This window comes from Mycetocola sp. Y171 (assembly GCF_056713165.1).
This window is the reverse complement of the sequence record NZ_JBWYGX010000001.1, coordinates 1,303,398-1,319,687: the sequence shown is the minus strand read 5'-3', so window position 1 is coordinate 1,319,687 and position 16,290 is coordinate 1,303,398. Positions and strand designations below refer to the sequence as shown.

General features: G+C 65.8%; 14 protein-coding genes. 7 read left to right on the top strand and 7 right to left on the bottom strand.

Annotated features, from left to right (window positions below; genetic code table 11):
- Positions 1–24 precede the first annotated feature (24 nt).
- The 3 genes from AC1M2K_RS06345 (at position 25) to AC1M2K_RS06335 (ending at position 3,198) form a co-directional block, all read left to right on the top strand.
- Positions 25–639 carry an NADPH-dependent F420 reductase gene (locus tag AC1M2K_RS06345; RefSeq protein WP_480240280.1) on the top strand — a complete coding sequence of 205 codons (615 nt, stop codon included), beginning with the start codon at positions 25–27 and terminating at the stop codon, positions 637–639.
- Between the two features lie 263 nt (positions 640–902).
- Positions 903–2,618: a stealth family protein gene (locus tag AC1M2K_RS06340; protein ID WP_480240279.1), complete on the top strand. Its 1,716-nt coding sequence runs from the start codon at positions 903–905 to the stop codon at positions 2,616–2,618.
- 154 nt (positions 2,619–2,772) lie between these two features.
- On the top strand, positions 2,773–3,198 hold the full coding sequence (locus tag AC1M2K_RS06335; RefSeq protein ID WP_480240278.1) for a hypothetical protein: 426 nt from the start codon (positions 2,773–2,775) through the stop codon (positions 3,196–3,198).
- 170 nt (positions 3,199–3,368) lie between these two features.
- Here the strand turns inward: AC1M2K_RS06335 and AC1M2K_RS06330 are convergent, their stop codons facing one another.
- Positions 3,369–4,328, bottom strand: a complete 960-nt coding sequence (locus AC1M2K_RS06330) for a phosphodiesterase (RefSeq protein ID WP_480240277.1) — start codon at positions 4,326–4,328, stop codon at positions 3,369–3,371.
- A 218-nt stretch (positions 4,329–4,546) separates the two neighbouring features.
- Between AC1M2K_RS06330 and AC1M2K_RS06325 the strand changes: the two genes are divergently transcribed.
- From AC1M2K_RS06325 to AC1M2K_RS06315, 3 genes are all read left to right on the top strand, one after another.
- Positions 4,547–6,013: a phytoene desaturase family protein gene (locus tag AC1M2K_RS06325; RefSeq protein WP_480240276.1), complete on the top strand. Its 1,467-nt coding sequence runs from the start codon at positions 4,547–4,549 to the stop codon at positions 6,011–6,013.
- A 7-nt stretch (positions 6,014–6,020) separates the two neighbouring features.
- Positions 6,021–6,464, top strand: coding sequence for an SRPBCC family protein (locus AC1M2K_RS06320; protein ID WP_480240275.1), 444 nt, complete (start codon positions 6,021–6,023; stop codon positions 6,462–6,464).
- 161 nt (positions 6,465–6,625) lie between these two features.
- Entirely contained in the window at positions 6,626–7,990 is a 1,365-nt protein-coding gene (locus tag AC1M2K_RS06315) for an ABC transporter substrate-binding protein (protein WP_480240274.1), read from the top strand.
- A 116-nt stretch (positions 7,991–8,106) separates the two neighbouring features.
- On the opposite strand, the gene AC1M2K_RS06310 is transcribed toward AC1M2K_RS06315, so the two are convergent.
- From AC1M2K_RS06310 to AC1M2K_RS06285, 6 genes are all read right to left on the bottom strand, one after another.
- Complete coding sequence (locus AC1M2K_RS06310) at positions 8,107–9,012, bottom strand: carbohydrate ABC transporter permease (protein WP_480240813.1); 906 nt, start codon at positions 9,010–9,012, stop codon at positions 8,107–8,109.
- Positions 9,013–9,059: 47 nt separating this feature from the next.
- On the bottom strand, positions 9,060–10,037 hold the full coding sequence (locus tag AC1M2K_RS06305) for a carbohydrate ABC transporter permease (RefSeq protein ID WP_480240273.1): 978 nt from the start codon (positions 10,035–10,037) through the stop codon (positions 9,060–9,062).
- A 184-nt stretch (positions 10,038–10,221) separates the two neighbouring features.
- The gene (locus AC1M2K_RS06300; RefSeq protein WP_480240272.1) at positions 10,222–10,722 is read right to left on the bottom strand and encodes a bifunctional nuclease family protein; all 501 of its coding nucleotides are present in this window, start codon (positions 10,720–10,722) and stop codon (positions 10,222–10,224) included.
- 103 nt (positions 10,723–10,825) lie between these two features.
- Positions 10,826–13,867, bottom strand: coding sequence for a helix-turn-helix transcriptional regulator (locus tag AC1M2K_RS06295; protein WP_480240271.1), 3,042 nt, complete (start codon positions 13,865–13,867; stop codon positions 10,826–10,828).
- Complete coding sequence (locus AC1M2K_RS06290; protein ID WP_480240270.1) at positions 13,864–14,106, bottom strand: hypothetical protein; 243 nt, start codon at positions 14,104–14,106, stop codon at positions 13,864–13,866. Before AC1M2K_RS06290 ends, AC1M2K_RS06295 begins: the two co-directional genes overlap by 4 nt.
- Before the next feature lie 225 nt (positions 14,107–14,331).
- A complete protein-coding gene (locus tag AC1M2K_RS06285) occupies positions 14,332–15,861 on the bottom strand; it encodes a class I SAM-dependent methyltransferase (RefSeq protein WP_480240269.1) in 1,530 nt (509 codons plus the stop codon).
- A gap of 42 nt (positions 15,862–15,903) precedes the next feature.
- Here AC1M2K_RS06285 and AC1M2K_RS06280 point away from each other — a divergent pair, with 42 nt between their 5' ends.
- A complete protein-coding gene (locus AC1M2K_RS06280; RefSeq protein WP_480238865.1) occupies positions 15,904–16,275 on the top strand; it encodes a YccF domain-containing protein in 372 nt (123 codons plus the stop codon).
- Positions 16,276–16,290 lie beyond the last annotated feature (15 nt).

Sequence of the window (16,290 nt, the reverse complement as noted above, 5' to 3'; positions counted from 1 at the left end):
CGCCCGAGACTCAAGGAGAACAGCATGACAAGTGTCACCATCATCGGAGCAGGCAACATGGGCTCGGCCATCGCGGGAATCGCGCTCGAAGGCGGCAACACCGTGCAGGTCCTCGCCCGAGACACCGAGAAGGCCGCGGTCAGCGAGCAGGTCACCGCCGGTACCGTCGGCGACGCGATCACCGGTGACGTCGTCATCCTCGCCCTCCCCTACCCCGCCGTCGCCGAGGTGCTCGGTGCATACGACGGTCAGCTCGACGGCAAGGTCCTCGTCGATCTCACCAACCCGCTCGACTTCGCCACCTTCGACGACCTGGTCGTTCCGGCCGACGGCTCTGCTGCAGCCGAGATCGCCGCGCAGGTCCCTGGAGCCCACGTGCTCAAGGCGTTCAACACGAACTTCGCGGCTACCGTCGCGACCGGTTCGGTCGGCGACCAGGACACCACAGTGCTCATCGCCGGTGACGACGCAGCAGCCAAGGCCACCCTTGCGGCGATCATCCAGGGCGGCGGCCTCACGGCTGTCGACGCCGGCTCGCTCAAGCGTGCCCGCGAGCTCGAAGCCGTCGGCTTCCTGCAGCTGACCCTGGCCGTGGGAGAGAAGACCTCCTGGAACACCGGATTCGCGCTCGTCAAGTAACACCCCGCTCCCAGCCGATTGCGCCGGATTCCGGCGGTCTCGCTGACCAGATGGCCTCGCTCCGCACCCTGCGGACCGGGGCCATCGGTGTCTCCCGGCGTGGGATCGGACAGCCCGGAAGTCAAGTCGTCGTCGAGTTCAGTCTCCGCCCGTACAATGAGCAAGCAGCGCCGATATCCGTCGAGTCGCTCGCGCTCTCTCGCTGAAGTGACAGCGCATTCTTCGCCCCCCTGGTGGGCGACCCATCGGGAAGGGTGGCGATCATGACGACAGTTAACAAGCATCACGCAACGAAGACCGAGAACTCCGTCGATGCGTTCCGCCGCGACGACCCGATCACCGCGTCGATGCCGATCATCAGCGAGACCCCCGAACTCGTGCTCCTCTCCAACGGCACGCGCGCGAACCGCTTCAGCCGCGACGACGTCGTCCTGCGCAAAGGCGAGTACACCCTGATCAACGGGCACCTGACCCCCCGCGAGTCGGCGATCACCGACATCCTCTCGCTGCGTCGCGTCCTCGAGCGCCACGAGATCCCCTACCTCCTCGTCCGTGGCAGCAATGACAATCTCGTGATCGCCGTCGACCGCAAGTGCCGCAAGCAGTTGAGCGCGGCATTCTCCGAAGCCTTCGCCGATGAACCCTTCTACGCCAAGGTCCTCGACCCTGCGTCGATCAACAGCGGCAAGCGGTCGAAGAAACAGGATGCCCCGTCGGTCCTCCTCGCGGACGGTGCGCTGACGACCTACCGCAAGGCATCCGTCTTCCGTCTCTACCGGCCGCGGATCGAGCCGATCGGCCGCCTGCGCTACGGCCCGGATACTGCGGTGCAGCTGGAACTGTGGCGGTTCGGCGAAGACGAGATCGTCGCGCCGGTCGAGAACGCGCTCATGCGGCGCTGGCTCCCGCGGTCGGAGGCCCTCGAAGACACTGTGGAGATGTTCGGGCAGACCTGGCCGACCCTGCAGAACATGTTCGCCGAACTCGCCAGCGACGTGAGCTTCGATATCGACATGGTCTTCTCGTGGGTCGACGGGTCGAGCGCCGAGTTCCAGCGTGCCCGCGCCAAGCGGATGCAGAGCTACGTCGTCGGCGACGGTGACGACTCGGATGCCCGATTCCGCCAGATCAACGAACTCAAGTACGCGCTCCGCAGCGTCTACATGTTCGCGCCGTGGGTCCGTCGCATCTTCATCGTGACCGACTCCCCGCGTCCGGAGTGGCTCGCAGAGCACCCCTCCGTCACCCTCGTGCGCAGTGAGGACCACTTCGCCGACCTGAGCGTGCTGCCGACCCACAACTCACACGCCGTCGAGGCCCAGCTGCACCACATCGACGGACTCGCCGAGCACTTCCTCTACTCGAACGACGACATGTTCATCGGCCGGCCGATCAAGCCTGAGGTGTTCTTCTCCCCCGGGGGAATCACGAAGTTCGTCGAGGCATCCACTCGCATCGGTCTCGGCGAAAGCGACCCTTCGCGTAGCGGATTCGAGAACGCCGCGCGCGTCAACCGTGAGCTCCTCCGCGAGCGATTCGGCAAGGTCACCACAAGGCACCTCGAACACTCCGCCGCCCCGCTCCGCAAGAGCGTGATGCAGGAGCTCGAGAACGAGTTCCCCGAGGAGTTCCGTCGCACAGCCGCCAGCCGGTTCCGGTCGGCGACGGACATCTCGGTCACGAACTCGCTGTACCACTACTACGCGCTGATGATCGGCAAGGCGGTCGTGCAGACCAACGCGCGGGTGAAGTACATCGAAACGACGCTGCGCTCGGCGCTGCCGTCGATGGAGCGACTCCTGAAACGCCGCGACCAGGACATGTTCTGTCTCAACGACGGCTCCAAGCCCGAGATCTCGGTCGAGGAGCGCACCCAGGCCGTCACCGAGTTCCTCGAGCACTACTTCCCGTTCGCTGCGCCGTGGGAGACCGAGGTCGCCATGCACTCGACCGAGCACTCGGCGACGGATGCCGGCTGACCGGCGTTCGTAACGCTCGATCGGTCCCAAGAGGCGATTCGTCGTCGAGCGACCCTTTCGGCCCGTTCGGTCGCCGGCCTGCCCGTGGATACCGAGATCGGTCGACCCGAACGGGGACGTGACCGCGAGAACTCGTCGGTGCGATGCTCGTTGGATGCCGAAGAACCGACGCCCTTCGCTCGCGGAGATCGCCGCAGAGCTGAAGGACGCGGCGGATGCCGAACCGCGCGATGATGAAGAGCCACCGACCCCGGGTTGGTTCACTGAAGCCGGCCAGCTGATCCACCTCGACGGGACGCCGCTGACCCGTGAGCGGAAGATCACGCCGAAGGAAGCCGCCGTCCTCGTCGTGGCCGGCGCAGATGTTGCATTCGAGGGCTGCGGGTGTGGTGGCTACGTCGGGTGCCAGCCGTGGTGGTGCGACGAGGAAGAACTCGCGGCGCTGAAGCTCGTCGGCAAGCCGCGGATCATTAATCGCTCAGGATCGGACACGTGGATCGACCTGTGGACGGGGAACTCACGAAACGTGGTTCTGCTCAACGGTGATGTGAAGTGGGACCGGATCATCCCTTTTTCGTGATCGGCGGCACCTGGCGTTCTTCGGATCGGGGATCTCGACAGGCTCGATCACCGGAGCGGACCTGACCAGCGGTTCGGTCGCGTCGACACGTACTCACCTGTTCCGGACCCGCTCACCTGGTGCGCCGGGTGAGTGCGTCCGGAACGCGTGAGCGGACGCGGTTCAGGCCCTCAGCGCAGGACGGGGATCGATTCCGTCGGCGGGGCGCTCGGCACCACGAGTGATTCGAGGACGGGGTGGGCGAGGCGCACGGCCTCATCGAACTTCACGCCGAGCGCCGACAGCCGACGCGCACTCTCGGCGGCGTCGATGTAGTCGAGGGTCGGGAAGCTGCCAAGCGGAACGACCGAGTGCAGCACCGTGTTCGGGTAGACGTGGACGAGGTTGAAGGCCCGAGCCCCGTCGCGACCGCGCGTGCCGCCGATCGGCACGGTGAGGTCCTGGGTGTAGCAGGTGGCCGACGCGACCGACACCGGGATGCCCGCAAATGTCGCCGTCGATGAATAGTGCAGGTGCCCGGCCAGAATGCTCCGAACATCCGTTCCTTCGAGCACTTCGGCAAGGCCGGCCTGCTCACGGAGTTCGACGCTCGCCGCGAGATCGAGCATGCTCGGGACCGGCGGGTGGTGCATGGCGAGGATGGTCCCCTCAGGTGCGGGAACGGAGAGTTCCTCTGCGAGCCAGTCGAGCTGGTCTCCCGTCACTTCGCCGTAGTGGTGGCCGGGAACCGTGGTGTCGAGGGTGATGATGCGCAGCCCGTTGATCTCATAGACGCGGTCCACCGGGCGCTGGGTCGGCACTTCGTTGAACAGGCCGGCGCGGAAGGCTTCGCGGTCGTCATGATTGCCCATGACCCAGATGACCGTGGCGCCGAGTCGGGCTGCGGCCGGGTCGACGATGGCCCGGATACGTTCGTACGCCTCGGGCTCACCTCGGTCGGCCAGGTCACCCGTGAAGACGATGGCTTCAGGGCGACCCCCTGAGGCTTCGAGCTCGGCGAACAGCTGTTTGAGGTGCGTCTCGCTGTCGACCTGGCCGTAAAGCTTGCTGCCCCCGGCAAGCAAATGTGTGTCGCTGATGTGAAGGATGAAATGATCCGGCCTCGGATACTCGGCCGTTCGGGTAGTCACAATCCGTCCAATCGGGTTTGGCGGTGGTGCTCGTTTCCTCACACCATGGTGCGTTAAGGCCCTATTCGACCAGAGTATTCCGAACGATTCGTGAACGCCACGCGTCTACGCGCTGGACAAACCCCGACTTCGGGTGTGACGGCGACCCGAGTTCGGGTGTCGTCGGACGCCGTCAAGGGGTCGCCCGGTTCCGAATCACGGTGTCATACTGACGACCAATGACTCAGCCAGATGCACTCGTGATCGGCGCCGGCCCGAACGGACTCGCAGCCGCCGTGACGCTGGCCAGGGCCGGCGTCTCGGTCCGCGTCTACGAGCGTGAAAGCACCATCGGGGGCGGTTCCCGGACCTCAGAACTGACGCTTCCCGGCTTCCGGCACGACGTCTGCTCCGCCGTGCATCCGATGGCATACGCTTCCGGCTTCTTCCAGCACTTCGGGCTCACCGACCGCCTCGACTTCGTCAACCCCGAACTCGCATACGGCCACCCGCTCGACCACGGAGAGGCCGGGCTCGCCTGGCGCTCCCTCGACCGCGCGGCCGACGGCCTCGGCGCAGACGGAGCAGCCTGGAAGCAGCTGTTCGGACCGCTCGCGGCGCACGCGGACGGCATCGCCCAGTTCACATCCACCTCCCTGCTGCGTGTGCCGAAGCATCCGATCACACTCACCAGGTTCGGGCTGCGCGCTCTCGAGCAGGGCAGCCCATTCTGGAACGTCCGGTGGAAAGGAGATGTCGCTCCCGCCCTTCTGACCGGAGTACTCGCCCATGCCATCCAGCCGTTGCCTGGCCTGGCCCCGACCGCAGCAGGACTCGTGCTCGCCGCATACGCACACGCGGGCGGCTGGCCGATCCCCGTCGGCGGAAGTCAGGGCATCGTCGACGCAATGGCAGCGGATGTCGTCGCCCACGGCGGCGAGATCATCACCGACCATGAGGTGACCAGCCTGCGCGAACTGCCGCCGAGCCGCGCCGTGCTCTTCGACACCAGCCCCCGCGCCCTGCAGAAGATCGCCGGGAATCGCCTGCCCGATGGATACTCCCGGCGGCTCGGCCGGTTCTCATACGGCAACGCCGTCGCCAAGGTCGACTTCGCCCTGTCAGGTCCCGTGCCGTGGACCAACCCCGAACTCGCCCTCACCGGAACGCTTCACCTCGGCGGAACCCGCGCCGAGATCGCTCGTTCCGAGCGCGACGTCGCCCGCGGCAAGCATCCGGAGAACCCCTACGTCCTCGTCTCGCAGCCGAGCAGCTTCGACCCCACCAGGGCACCCGAAGGCAAACACGTGCTCTGGGCGTACACACACGTTCCCGCCGGGTCGACGGTGAACCGGACCGAAGCCATCATCAGCCAGATCGAACGGTTCGCGCCCGGCTTCAGGGACCTCATCCTCGCCTCCACGTCGAAGACCGCCGTCGAGTACGAGCACTACAACCCGAACTACATCCGTGGAGACATCTCGGCCGGTGACGTAAACCTGCCCCAGTTGCTGGCCCGTCCGCTGCTGTCGGCGCAGCCCTGGCGGACACCGCTGGAGGGTGTCTACCTCTGCTCGTCCTCGACTCCACCCGGCCCAGGGGTCCACGGCCTGCCCGGCTGGAACGCGGCGCTCCTCGCGCTGCGTGACGTCTTCGGCCTGTCGACTACGCCGTTACTGGCGCCAGACGCCGCCCGCGAATTCTAGGAGAGTCATGTCCATCAACTACCGCTACATCGAGGCCACTCCTGAAGAGGTGTTCGCGGTGCTGGCGAACGGCTGGCTCTACCCGAGCTGGGTGGTCGGCGCCTCCCGCATGCGCGATGTCGACGACGCCTGGCCCGCAGAAGGCGCACGGATCTTCCACTCCTTCGGTGTCTGGCCGTTCCTCATCAACGACTCGACCTCCGTCCTCGAATGGGACCCGCCCCGTCACATGAAGATCAAGGCGAGGGGCTGGCCGATCGGCGAGGCACACGTGACCCTCGACGTGAAACCGCGAAAAGACGGATGCGTCGTCCGCATCGGTGAGGACGCCGTCCGCGGGCCGGGCCGTTACATCCCGGGTCCGATCCGCCAGGCGATGCTTCACGCCCGCAATACAGAGACGCTGCAGCGACTCGCGTACCTCGCCGAGGGGGGCGCGACCGCGAACTGAAGCCCCGTCATGCAGCACTCGTGACGCTTGGCAAGCCCTTGTCTCGATAAAGACAGTCGGCCTACCGTCCAACCGTGTGAATGGATCGCCGGTCATCCCGGAGATCCGAAGCAGCGGGCGGCGACGATGCCGTCTGCCACTCGATCCAAAGGGGCAAACAGATGTACAGGACCAGGCAAGGCGTGATCGCCGTTACAGCGACAGCATCCATTTTCATGCTCACCGGCTGCGGGGGCGGCGCAGGCCCGACCGAAGACACCTCGTTCTCCGACTCACCCACCGGGTCTCTCTCTGCCTGGGGGTTCGACAACGCTGACGAGGTGGGCACTTCACGTCTCGACTACGCGGAAGGCGAGTTGAGCGACATCGAGATCAAGATCGACCAGACCGCATTCGACGCGCAAAAGTTCACCACGCGGGTGGCGAGCGGCAACGTGCCCGACGTCGTCCAGATGGATCGGCAGTTCGTCGGCACGTACGCCGCACAGGGACTCATCGTCCCGCTTGACGAATGCTTCGCCGCTCACGGAGTCGACCCAGATGAGCAATACTACGAATCGGTCATGGACGACGTCTCGTGGGACGACAAGGTCTGGGCTGTTCCGCAGTTCTATCAGCCGCCGGCCATCATGCTCAACAAGCGGGTGATGGATGCCGCGGGGGTCACCGCCGATCAGATCGACACATCGAAGCCGGACGTGCTTCTCGATGCCGTCGGCAAGATGTATCAGGAGAGTGGTGGTAACCCGAGCGTTCTCGGCTTCGATTCAGTGGGCGTCAACCAGGCCGGGCTCTGGATGCTCGGCTACGGCGGCCGGCTGATGGACGATGACGGCGTCCCGGCACTCGATGATCCGAAGAACGCGGAGGCGGTCGACTACCTCAAGCAACTCTTCGATGCTCAGGGCGGGTACGCGAAGTACAAGAGCTTCACCGACTCTTTCGACACGTTCGGCGACAACAACCCGTACGTGGCCGACCAGGTCGGTGCGCAGGTCAACGCCCAGTGGTACGTGAACGTCCTGACCCCGTATGTCGATCAGGTCGATATCGAAGCCGTCCCGTTCAAGGACATGGAAGGTGAGCCGTTCTCGGTGGCAAGCGGGACCTCGTTCGTCATACCGGCGGGGGCGAAGAATGCGGATGCTGCCTGCGCGTGGGCGCTGAACCTCACGTCCGAGGACGCCTGGATGGCTGCGGGCGAGGCCCGCGCCAAGACCATCAGTGACACTCCCGGTGCCATCAACACCGGCCTCTTCACAGGCTCACCGGCCGCCGACGAGGCCATCCGTGACACGTTCGTGACGGAGAGCGGCAACGCCGGCTTCGACCAGACCATCGCGACGTACTACGAGGTCGTCGGAGAAGGCGAGTCATACGGCGCCTCCGCCGCAGGACAGGAAATTCAGACCGAACTCAAGAACGCCGTGACGTCGGCGCTTCTCGGCGACAAGTCATCAGAAGACGCACTCGCGGATGCCCAGGAAGCCGCGATGCGCGCCTACGACAAGGCCGTGCAGAAGTAGAGCAACACGCTGGTCGTTCGACGCGCTCAGCGACCGGTCGACGCGAGAGAGGGTGTCGGGATCGCATTCTGATCCCGACACCCTCTCTCGTGATACTGAGTCAGCGCACGAGCCGCCTAACCCTTTCTGCCCTGAGTCGCGACGCCCTCGATGAAGTACCGCTGCCCGAACGCGAAGATCAGCAGCATCGGGATCGTCACGATCAAAGACGCCACCATCACGTACTGGTAGTCACCATGCCCGCCTGCAGTCGGGCTGTACTTCGTCATGGCATATGCGATGCCCAGTGGGGCGGTGAATCCCTCCACGGTGCCGGCGTTGAGGTAGATCAGTGACGCCTGGAGATTGTTCCAGCTGGCCTGGAACTCGAAAACGAAGACGATGATGAACGACGGGATGGACAGAGGCATGGCTATCCGCCGGAAGAGCCCCCAGTAGCTGCATCCGTCGATCCGGGCCGCTTCGAACAGTTCACGAGGGAGACCGAGGAAGAACTGTCGCTGCAGGAAGATGTAGAACGCCGAACCGAAGAGGTTCGCGCCCCACAGCGGAACCCAGGTGCCCACGAGTCCGAGCTCCTTCCAGATCAGGTACTGCGGAATCATGGTCACTGCGCCCGGCAGCATCATCGTCGCGAGTACCAGCGCGAACAGCAGGTTTCTGGCTGGGAACCTGAAATAGGCGAAGCCGAAGGCCACCACTGAACTCGATAGTGCCACGGCGAACGCTGCGAGAAGCGCGATCGAGATGCTGTTGAACATCCAGCTCACCAGCGGCAGCTGATCCCAGACATCCAGATAATTCTGCGGCACCCAGGTCTTCGGGATCAGGGCGTTGTCGAACACCTGACCGCGGGGTTTGAGGGAGGCGGCCAGCAACCAGACGAATGGGTAGAGGAACAGCAGTGCGAATGCGATCAACGCGATCCAGAGTGCGATCTTCGCGCCGACGCTTTTCGGCCGGTACCAGCGGTTGGGCTTCGAGCCTTTCGTTTGCGGTGCGCTGACGGTTTGCTCGCCGATCACCTGACCTGTGAGCTTGACGGCCTCCGGTGACGATTGAGTGACGCTCACTTGTGCTCATCTCCCTCGTAGTACACGAATCGGTTTCCGAACTTCATCTGGATGAACGTGATCACCATGATGATCACGAAGAGCAGCCAGGCCATGGCGGCGGCGAAACCGAAATCGAACTGACGGAAGGCCTGTTGAAACAGATAGACGGCATAGAACAGTGACGACTCGGGCGAGGAGTTGGACTGGTCCCGCCAGAACAGGAGGTACGCCTGGTCGAACACCTGGAACGCGGCGATGGTGAGCACGATGACATTGAAGAAGATGGCACTCGAGATCATCGGCACGGTGATGGAGAAGAACTGGCGTACCGGTCCGGCACCGTCGATGGACGAGACCTCGTAGAGGTCGCGGGGCACGTTCTTCAGGGCGGCAAGGAAGATCACCATCGTGCCGCTGACTGTCCAGAGGGTCATCAGTACGATTGACGACTTGACCCATGCGGGATCGACAAGCCACTGGGGTCCTTCGATGCCGAAGAACGAGAGACCTTGATTGATCGCGCCGCTGTTTCCATTCAGGAGCAGGAGGAAGACCGATGCCGTGGCGACAGTCGGCGTCATTTTCGGCAGGTAGTAAACCGTGCGGAAGACGCCGGCTCCTCGTCCGACCCGGGCGAGGAGCATGGCCAGGAACAGGGCGAAGGCGATCTCGAGCGGCACTGCCATGAGCGCATAGACGAGGGTGTTGCCGAGGGCGAGTCCCACTTTCGGGTCTTCGAACAGTTGCGCGTAGTTGGCGAAGCCAACCGGGGTCGCCGTGTTGCGGGCCAGATTGTAATTGCTGAATGAGATCACGAGGCTGTAGATCATCGCGCCAAGCGTGAAAATGAGGAAGCCCAGAATCCATGGTCCGATGAACAGATACCCGGCGATCGCCTCCCGCCTGTTGTACGTCGTCTTCGGGCGTTTGCGCCGGGCCTCCCGGTGCGTCGGTTCAGTCGACCGGTGCGCCCGTCCGGTCATACTGGTCATCTCTGCCCCTCGGTTCGAGGGTTCAGCGAACGCCTGTCTTCCATGCTCGTCCCCTTTGTCAGGTTCAGCGCAGTGCTGAGTCGCGGCATCGTTGCCGCATCCGGACTCTAGGAGCGGCAGAGGATGTGGGCAAGACCATTGGCGCGAAGCGAAATCGCGCTATCATGCCAGTCACTTCGACGTCTCAGCCCTGGAAGTCCTCCGGGTCGACGTCATTGAGGAACTTGCGGAACTCCTCGAGCCGTTCCTCCTCGACTGCCGGGCTCAGCCCTTCGTCGGTGTCGACGACGCCAGCGACCACGAGCACCTCATCGTCGACCCAGATGGGTGCGTGGGCGCGCGCCGCAATGGCGATTGCATCCGAGGGCCGCGAATCGATGACCAGCGACCCGTCTCTCGTACGGAGCGTGATCTCTGCGTAGAACGTGCCGTCCTCGATCTTCGTCACTTCGACCCTGTCGACAGAGGCACCGACTGCCTCGATCAGGGTGTTCATCAGATCGTGGGACAGCGGCCTCGGCGCTTCGGCACCTTCCACCGCGATGAGGATGGATGTCGCCTCCGATGCACCGATCCAGATGGGAAGCATCCGCCCGGTGCCTGCCACCTCATCCAACGGCTTCAGCAAGATGACCGGTTGGGCGCTGGAGTCCAGCGCGACGCCGACGATGCGAACCTGAACCATGGCAACCTCCCGTGACGGCAACGGGTCTGATCCTTCATGTTAAGCGGCAGGGCCTCGTCGCGTCAGGGGTTCGGCTGACTATCGGGCAGGGCGCGACGGCCGACTAGACGAGTTCCCGGGCGAGGAAGGCCGCCTCGGTACGGCTGGATGCCCCGAGCTTGCGGAGGATCGCAGACACGTGCACGCTCGCCGTCTTGGCGCTGATGAACAACTGCTCGCCGATCTGCTTGTTGCTGAGGCCCTGGGCGATGAGTTCGAGGACCTGCCGTTCGCGGGCGGTGAGCTCGGTAGCATCCGTCACCGGCTTCGGCTGGCCGCCGTCGAGCGGGATGCCGGCGCGCGCGGCGACCGCTCGGGCTTGGGCGCTGACCAGGCCGGCACCGAGCAGGCCGGCTTCGGCAGTGGCCGCCTGCAGGGCGGATGCCGCCTCTGCCCTGTCGCCGGATTCCGCGTGCGCCCGCCCGAGCCTGAGCAGCACATAAGCGTGGAGGTGTGCGGGAGCTGCGGTGTTGCCTGCAACCGCATCGACGGCCCGCTGCCAGGCATCCGGGTCGGTTCCTGTGCCGTCTGTGCCCGACAGTTCGGCGCGGAAAAGGGGAATCCACACCGGGCTGGTCGGCCAGAAATCGAGCTCGTCGGCGAGTTCGCGCATGCGGGCCTCGGCTGCCGCGTCTTCGCCGGCCGGGAGCGTGTTACCGCCCGCGCGGAGCACGGCGAGCACACGGGCCGCCGCGGCGAGCAGGGGCAGATCGTAGCCGGGGTATTGCCGATGGTCGTCGCCGAGCAGCACTGAGACGTCGGCCCAGGCCTGCTTCGGGTCGCCGCGCTCCAGGTTGAGTTCTGCGGCCATCCTTGCGTGGCCGAGTTCCACCTGCATCTCGACCTGTGCGAGGGCGAGGAAGCCGGAGCGCAGTCCTTTGTACAGCTTCGCTGCGCCTGCGACGTCGCCCCGCCACATCATCAGGAAGATCCTGGCGCGCTGGAGGTAAGCGTTGAAGACGGGCGAGGGCAGGAGCGTGAGGGCGCGGGCGACCAGCCGTTCGGCGCGCTCCCAGTCCCCAAGGGCAATGAGCGGATCGACGGCGTTGGATTGCAGGATGATGCCTGTGCTGCGTTCGACACCCAGCTCGTGTGCGAAGGCGATGCCGAGTTCGGCGATCCGCAGCGCCTCGGGGTAGTGGCCGAGGAGGTATTCGGCATCCGAGGCGTTCACCCGGTAACGGAGCATCGCGCTCGTGTCACTCTCGGCCAGCCGGCGGGCGCTCTCGAGGTGCCGGTACCCCTCCTCGATCCTGCCGGAGTCGATCATCGCCGCACCGTAAATATTCGAGGCGATTGACGCGTGCCGGTCGGAGCCGGCCGCGCGGGCTTCCTCCAGCCCCTCCAGCGCCACCGAAGCACCCTCGGTGAAGCGAGCCTCGATCATGAGCCGGCCGGCGAGCCCGGTGAGCATCGCCGAGCGCAACTCAGTTGCCGTCAGCGTCGAACCCGCCAGTCCGGATGTGCCAGCCAGACCTGTCGACCCCGGGGGGACGAGTTCGAGGGCCTCGCGGAGCAGTTCGATCGAGCCCGGTTTGCCCATGTTGCCGAGGTACATCGCTTTGTCCCGCAGCAGTCGGGCGTAGCGGAATGCGTCGTCGCGCGGGCATTCCTGCAACGCGAGGTTGACCATCGCCAGCGATCGTTCGCCCTCACCGGCGTTGCGCAGCGCCGAGGCCGTCTGGGCGATGAGGTCGATCTTCTTGCGATTCGCGACGGTCTCGGCATCCGGCACCTGGTCCCACAGTTCCAGGGCTCGCTCACCCATCTGCGCGGCCGTTCCGTAAGCGTAGGTCGCGCGCGCCTCGGACATCGCACGAAGGGAGGCCGGGAACGCTTTCGCCGCGTCGTGGGCGGCGAGCCAGTGGTACGAGATCTCCGTCGCCACCCGCCGTTCGTCTGCCACGGCCTCGAGCGCTTCGGCGAAGCGGGTGTGGAAGCGAGTGCGTTCCCCTGGCAGGAGGTCGGCGTGGATCGCCTCACGGACGAGCGCGTGCCTGAAGGCGTAGCTGCGCTCGTCGGCGAGAAGGATGTTCGCGAGCACGGCCTCGCGCGCTGCGCGATCGAGCACGTCGGCGTCGCCGTGGTAGACCGTCATCAGCAGTTCGTGGTCGACCCGGACACCACCGGCCGACAGCAGCCGGAGCACATGCTGGGTGTCGTCGCTGAGTCGTTCGTAGCGGGCGAGGAGCAGTTCGCGGAGCGTCCACGGGAGGTCGCCCTCGCAGGTCTCGTCGAACCCGACGAGTTCTTCGACGAAGAACGGGATGCCCTCGCTCCGGGAGAAGACGCTGTCGAACGCTTCGTCGTCTGGCAGCGTGCCGAGGATCTCGTGCACCTGGCGCTGGACCTCCTGGCGGCTGAGCCGTTGCACCTCGATGCGCGTGATGCTGCGGGACCGCTCCAGTTCGGAGATGAGACCCCTGAGCGGATGCCCCCTGGGCACGTCTTCGGTGCGGACGCTGAGGACGACGAGGATCCGGCCCCTGCTGAGTCCGCGCAGCAGGAAGCGGAGGAGGTTGAGAGTGGCGTCATCGGCCCAGTGCAGGTCTTCGATCACGACGACGACCGGTGTGGTCAGCGACACGGTCTCGAGCAGGACGGCGACGGTCTCGTGCAGGCGGTTGAGCCCTGTGCCCGAGCGGTCGAGGTCGGCGTCGCCGAGTTCGGGGAGCAGCGCAGTGAGGGCTCCGCGGCCGGGACCGCCGGCCTCGAGCACGGTGTCGGCGCCGATCTGGCTGACCAGGGAACGGAGCACGCCCTTGATCGGGGCGTACGGGGCGCCGACCGCACCGAGGTCGACGCACTGCCCGGTGAGGACAAGTGCCTCCTCTGACGCCGATGCCAGGAACTCCTCGAGCAGGCGCGTCTTGCCGATGCCCGCCTCGCCTGACACAAGAACGCCCTGCGGCAGGCCGAGCAGAGTGTCGGCCAGCGCAGAGCGCAGTTGTGCGAGCTCGGACTCGCGCCCGATCATCGATGGGCTTGCCGCCGGCGACCTCATTCCTTCATGGTCCCACGCTCCGCCGACACCGGTCGAGCGGGTTTCGGCCACCGGATCGACTGCGACCGCCAATCCGGGTGCGGTCGTCGAACGAAAGCTCACCGGTGCGCCGCGTGGGCCTGCGAGACGCCCGCCGACCGCACGGTGGACGCGGACGGCATCCGCTCGTCGTGCGCACCGAACAGTGCTGCCAGCCGCGCTGCGAATGTCGGGCGGCTCGCGCCGGGCTTGCGCTCGGCAAGCCGTTCGGTCGCGATGCGGCGGCGTTCCAGGTCGCGGCCCAGCTGCTCTTCGGTGTAACGGATGAGCAGCTCGGTTCCGTATTCTCCGGAAATCTGCATGATCTCAACTCCTCAGGTCTTGGTGATGTCTCCATCGTGTTCTCTAAGGAGGGGGCTCAGTATCGGGCGGATGCCCTATTTATCGGGTGGGAAACGGCTTAGACGGCGGGCGACGGCTGAGACGGATGCCGCTCAACAGGAGACCCAGGCCGGATACGGCCGATTCCTCCCGTTGACCGTGCGTCGCGTGCTCTTTCTCCTGTTCAGCGTGCGGTGTTCGGAGATTTACAGGTCAGGGGGCAGCAGGAATCCGTCGTCGACCAGCGCTCTCACGCGCGGCACGAGCTCGGCGAGCAACTCGACGTAGTCGGCGTCGAGCAACTGCGCGATCGCACCGGCGACCGCACCGACCGACAGGTCACCGTCGCTCGCTCCGACGAGGGCGGACAGGGCCGTGTCCATCCGCACCGTGCGACCGAAACCGCCGCCCTGGCGCAGCATCATGGCCGTCGGATCCTCCGCCCCCGGCCAGTAGTGCCGTTCCTCAGTCACGTCGGGCGCGACGGTGAGTCGCCCTGAGGCGATCTCGTCATGCGACAAGGCCGCCTGCCAGTCGTGTCCGGCGAGCGCCGAGACGAGGTGCACACCGAGTCCGGACTCGTTCGAGCCGAGGGCGCCGTGGAGTCGTTCGAGGCGACGGAGCGTTGGGGAGCCGGCCGACGGCATCCGGAGGGTGACGTACCCGAACCCGACGGATGTCACGCGGCGGGCGGCGAAATCGTCGAGCCAGGCGGCGTAGAGCCGGTCGAAGTCTGGGGTGCCCGAGCGCGTGCCGCCGTCACGGATCCAGGTCTCGGCGTATTCGGCCGGATCCTGCACGTCGCGTTCGATGATCCACGCGTCAAGCCCGGTGCCGTCGATCCAGCCGCCGACGCGCGTGAGGGCATCCTGGCCGACCCGGTACTCCCAGTTGCCGAGCATCTGGGCGACGCCGCCCGGGTTCAGGTGAGCGGCCGCCCCGCGGAGGACCGCCTCGACGAGCGCGTCGCCGACCATGCCTGCATCCCTGTACTCGTATTCGGGCACCCCTTCGCCGCGCGGGGTGATGACGAAGGGCGGGTTCGAGACGATCTGGTCGAATCGCTCGCCGCGCACCGGCTCGAACAGGCTGCCGTGCCGGAACTCGATGTTGTGGATGGAGTTGAGCTCGGCGTTGAGCCGGGCGAGTTCGAGCGCGCGCTCTGAGATGTCGGTCGCCACGACGGTCGTCGCGTGCCTGGCTGCGTGCATCGCCTGGATGCCGCATCCGGTGCCGAGGTCGAGGACGCTCCCGACAGGGGTCTGCGTCATCAGGCCACTGAGGGTCATCGACGCACCGCCGACACCGAGGACGTGCTCTTCACCGAGGGGGCGGCCGAGGGCGAGTTCGCCGAGGTCGGAGAGGATCCACCAGCTTCCTGCACCGTGGGCGTCGACGAAACTGTACGGTCGCAGGTCCAGCAGCGGGGTCATTTCGGCGCCGTCCACTGAGACCAGTCCGAGTTCGGTCGCACCGTCCACCCCGAGGGAGGGAAGGGCCTGGGTGAGGTCGTCCAGGGGAACCGGGAGCCCGAGCACGAACGCCGTTGCGAGGGTCGCGGATGCTTCGGCGCCGGAGTCCGCACGACGTCTCGCGAGCGCGCGCAATGCCGGGACCCTCTCGTTCCGGTGCAGCGCGGCATCCGCTTCGTCGCCCCACAGTCCGGTGAGGGTGGTCACCGTGAACCGGGCGGAGTCGAGATCGGATCGGAGGCGGTGCACGAGCTCAGAAGTCACGGTTCCAGTGTGGCACCGTCCCGGTGGCAGACTGGTCACACCATGAAGACTCTCCTGAACATCATCTGGGTGCTGCTGTCCGGATTCTGGCTGTTCGTCGGCTACATGCTCGCCGCGCTGATCATGTTTGTGCTCATCGTCACGATCCCCTGGGGCATCGCCTCAGCCCGGATCGGCGTCTACGCGCTCTGGCCATTCGGCAAGGAGGTCGTCGACCGCCCGACCGCAGGCATCGGGTCGGTTCTCGGCAATGTGGTCTGGGTGATCCTCGCCGGGTGGTGGATCGCCCTCGGGCACATCGTCAGCGGCGTGGCGCTCTGCATCACGATCATCGGCATCCCGTTCGGCTGGGCCAACTTCAAGATGGTGCCGGTCGCCCTGCTTCCGCTCGGCAAGCAGATCGTCGACGCCTGAGAAACGGATGCCGGC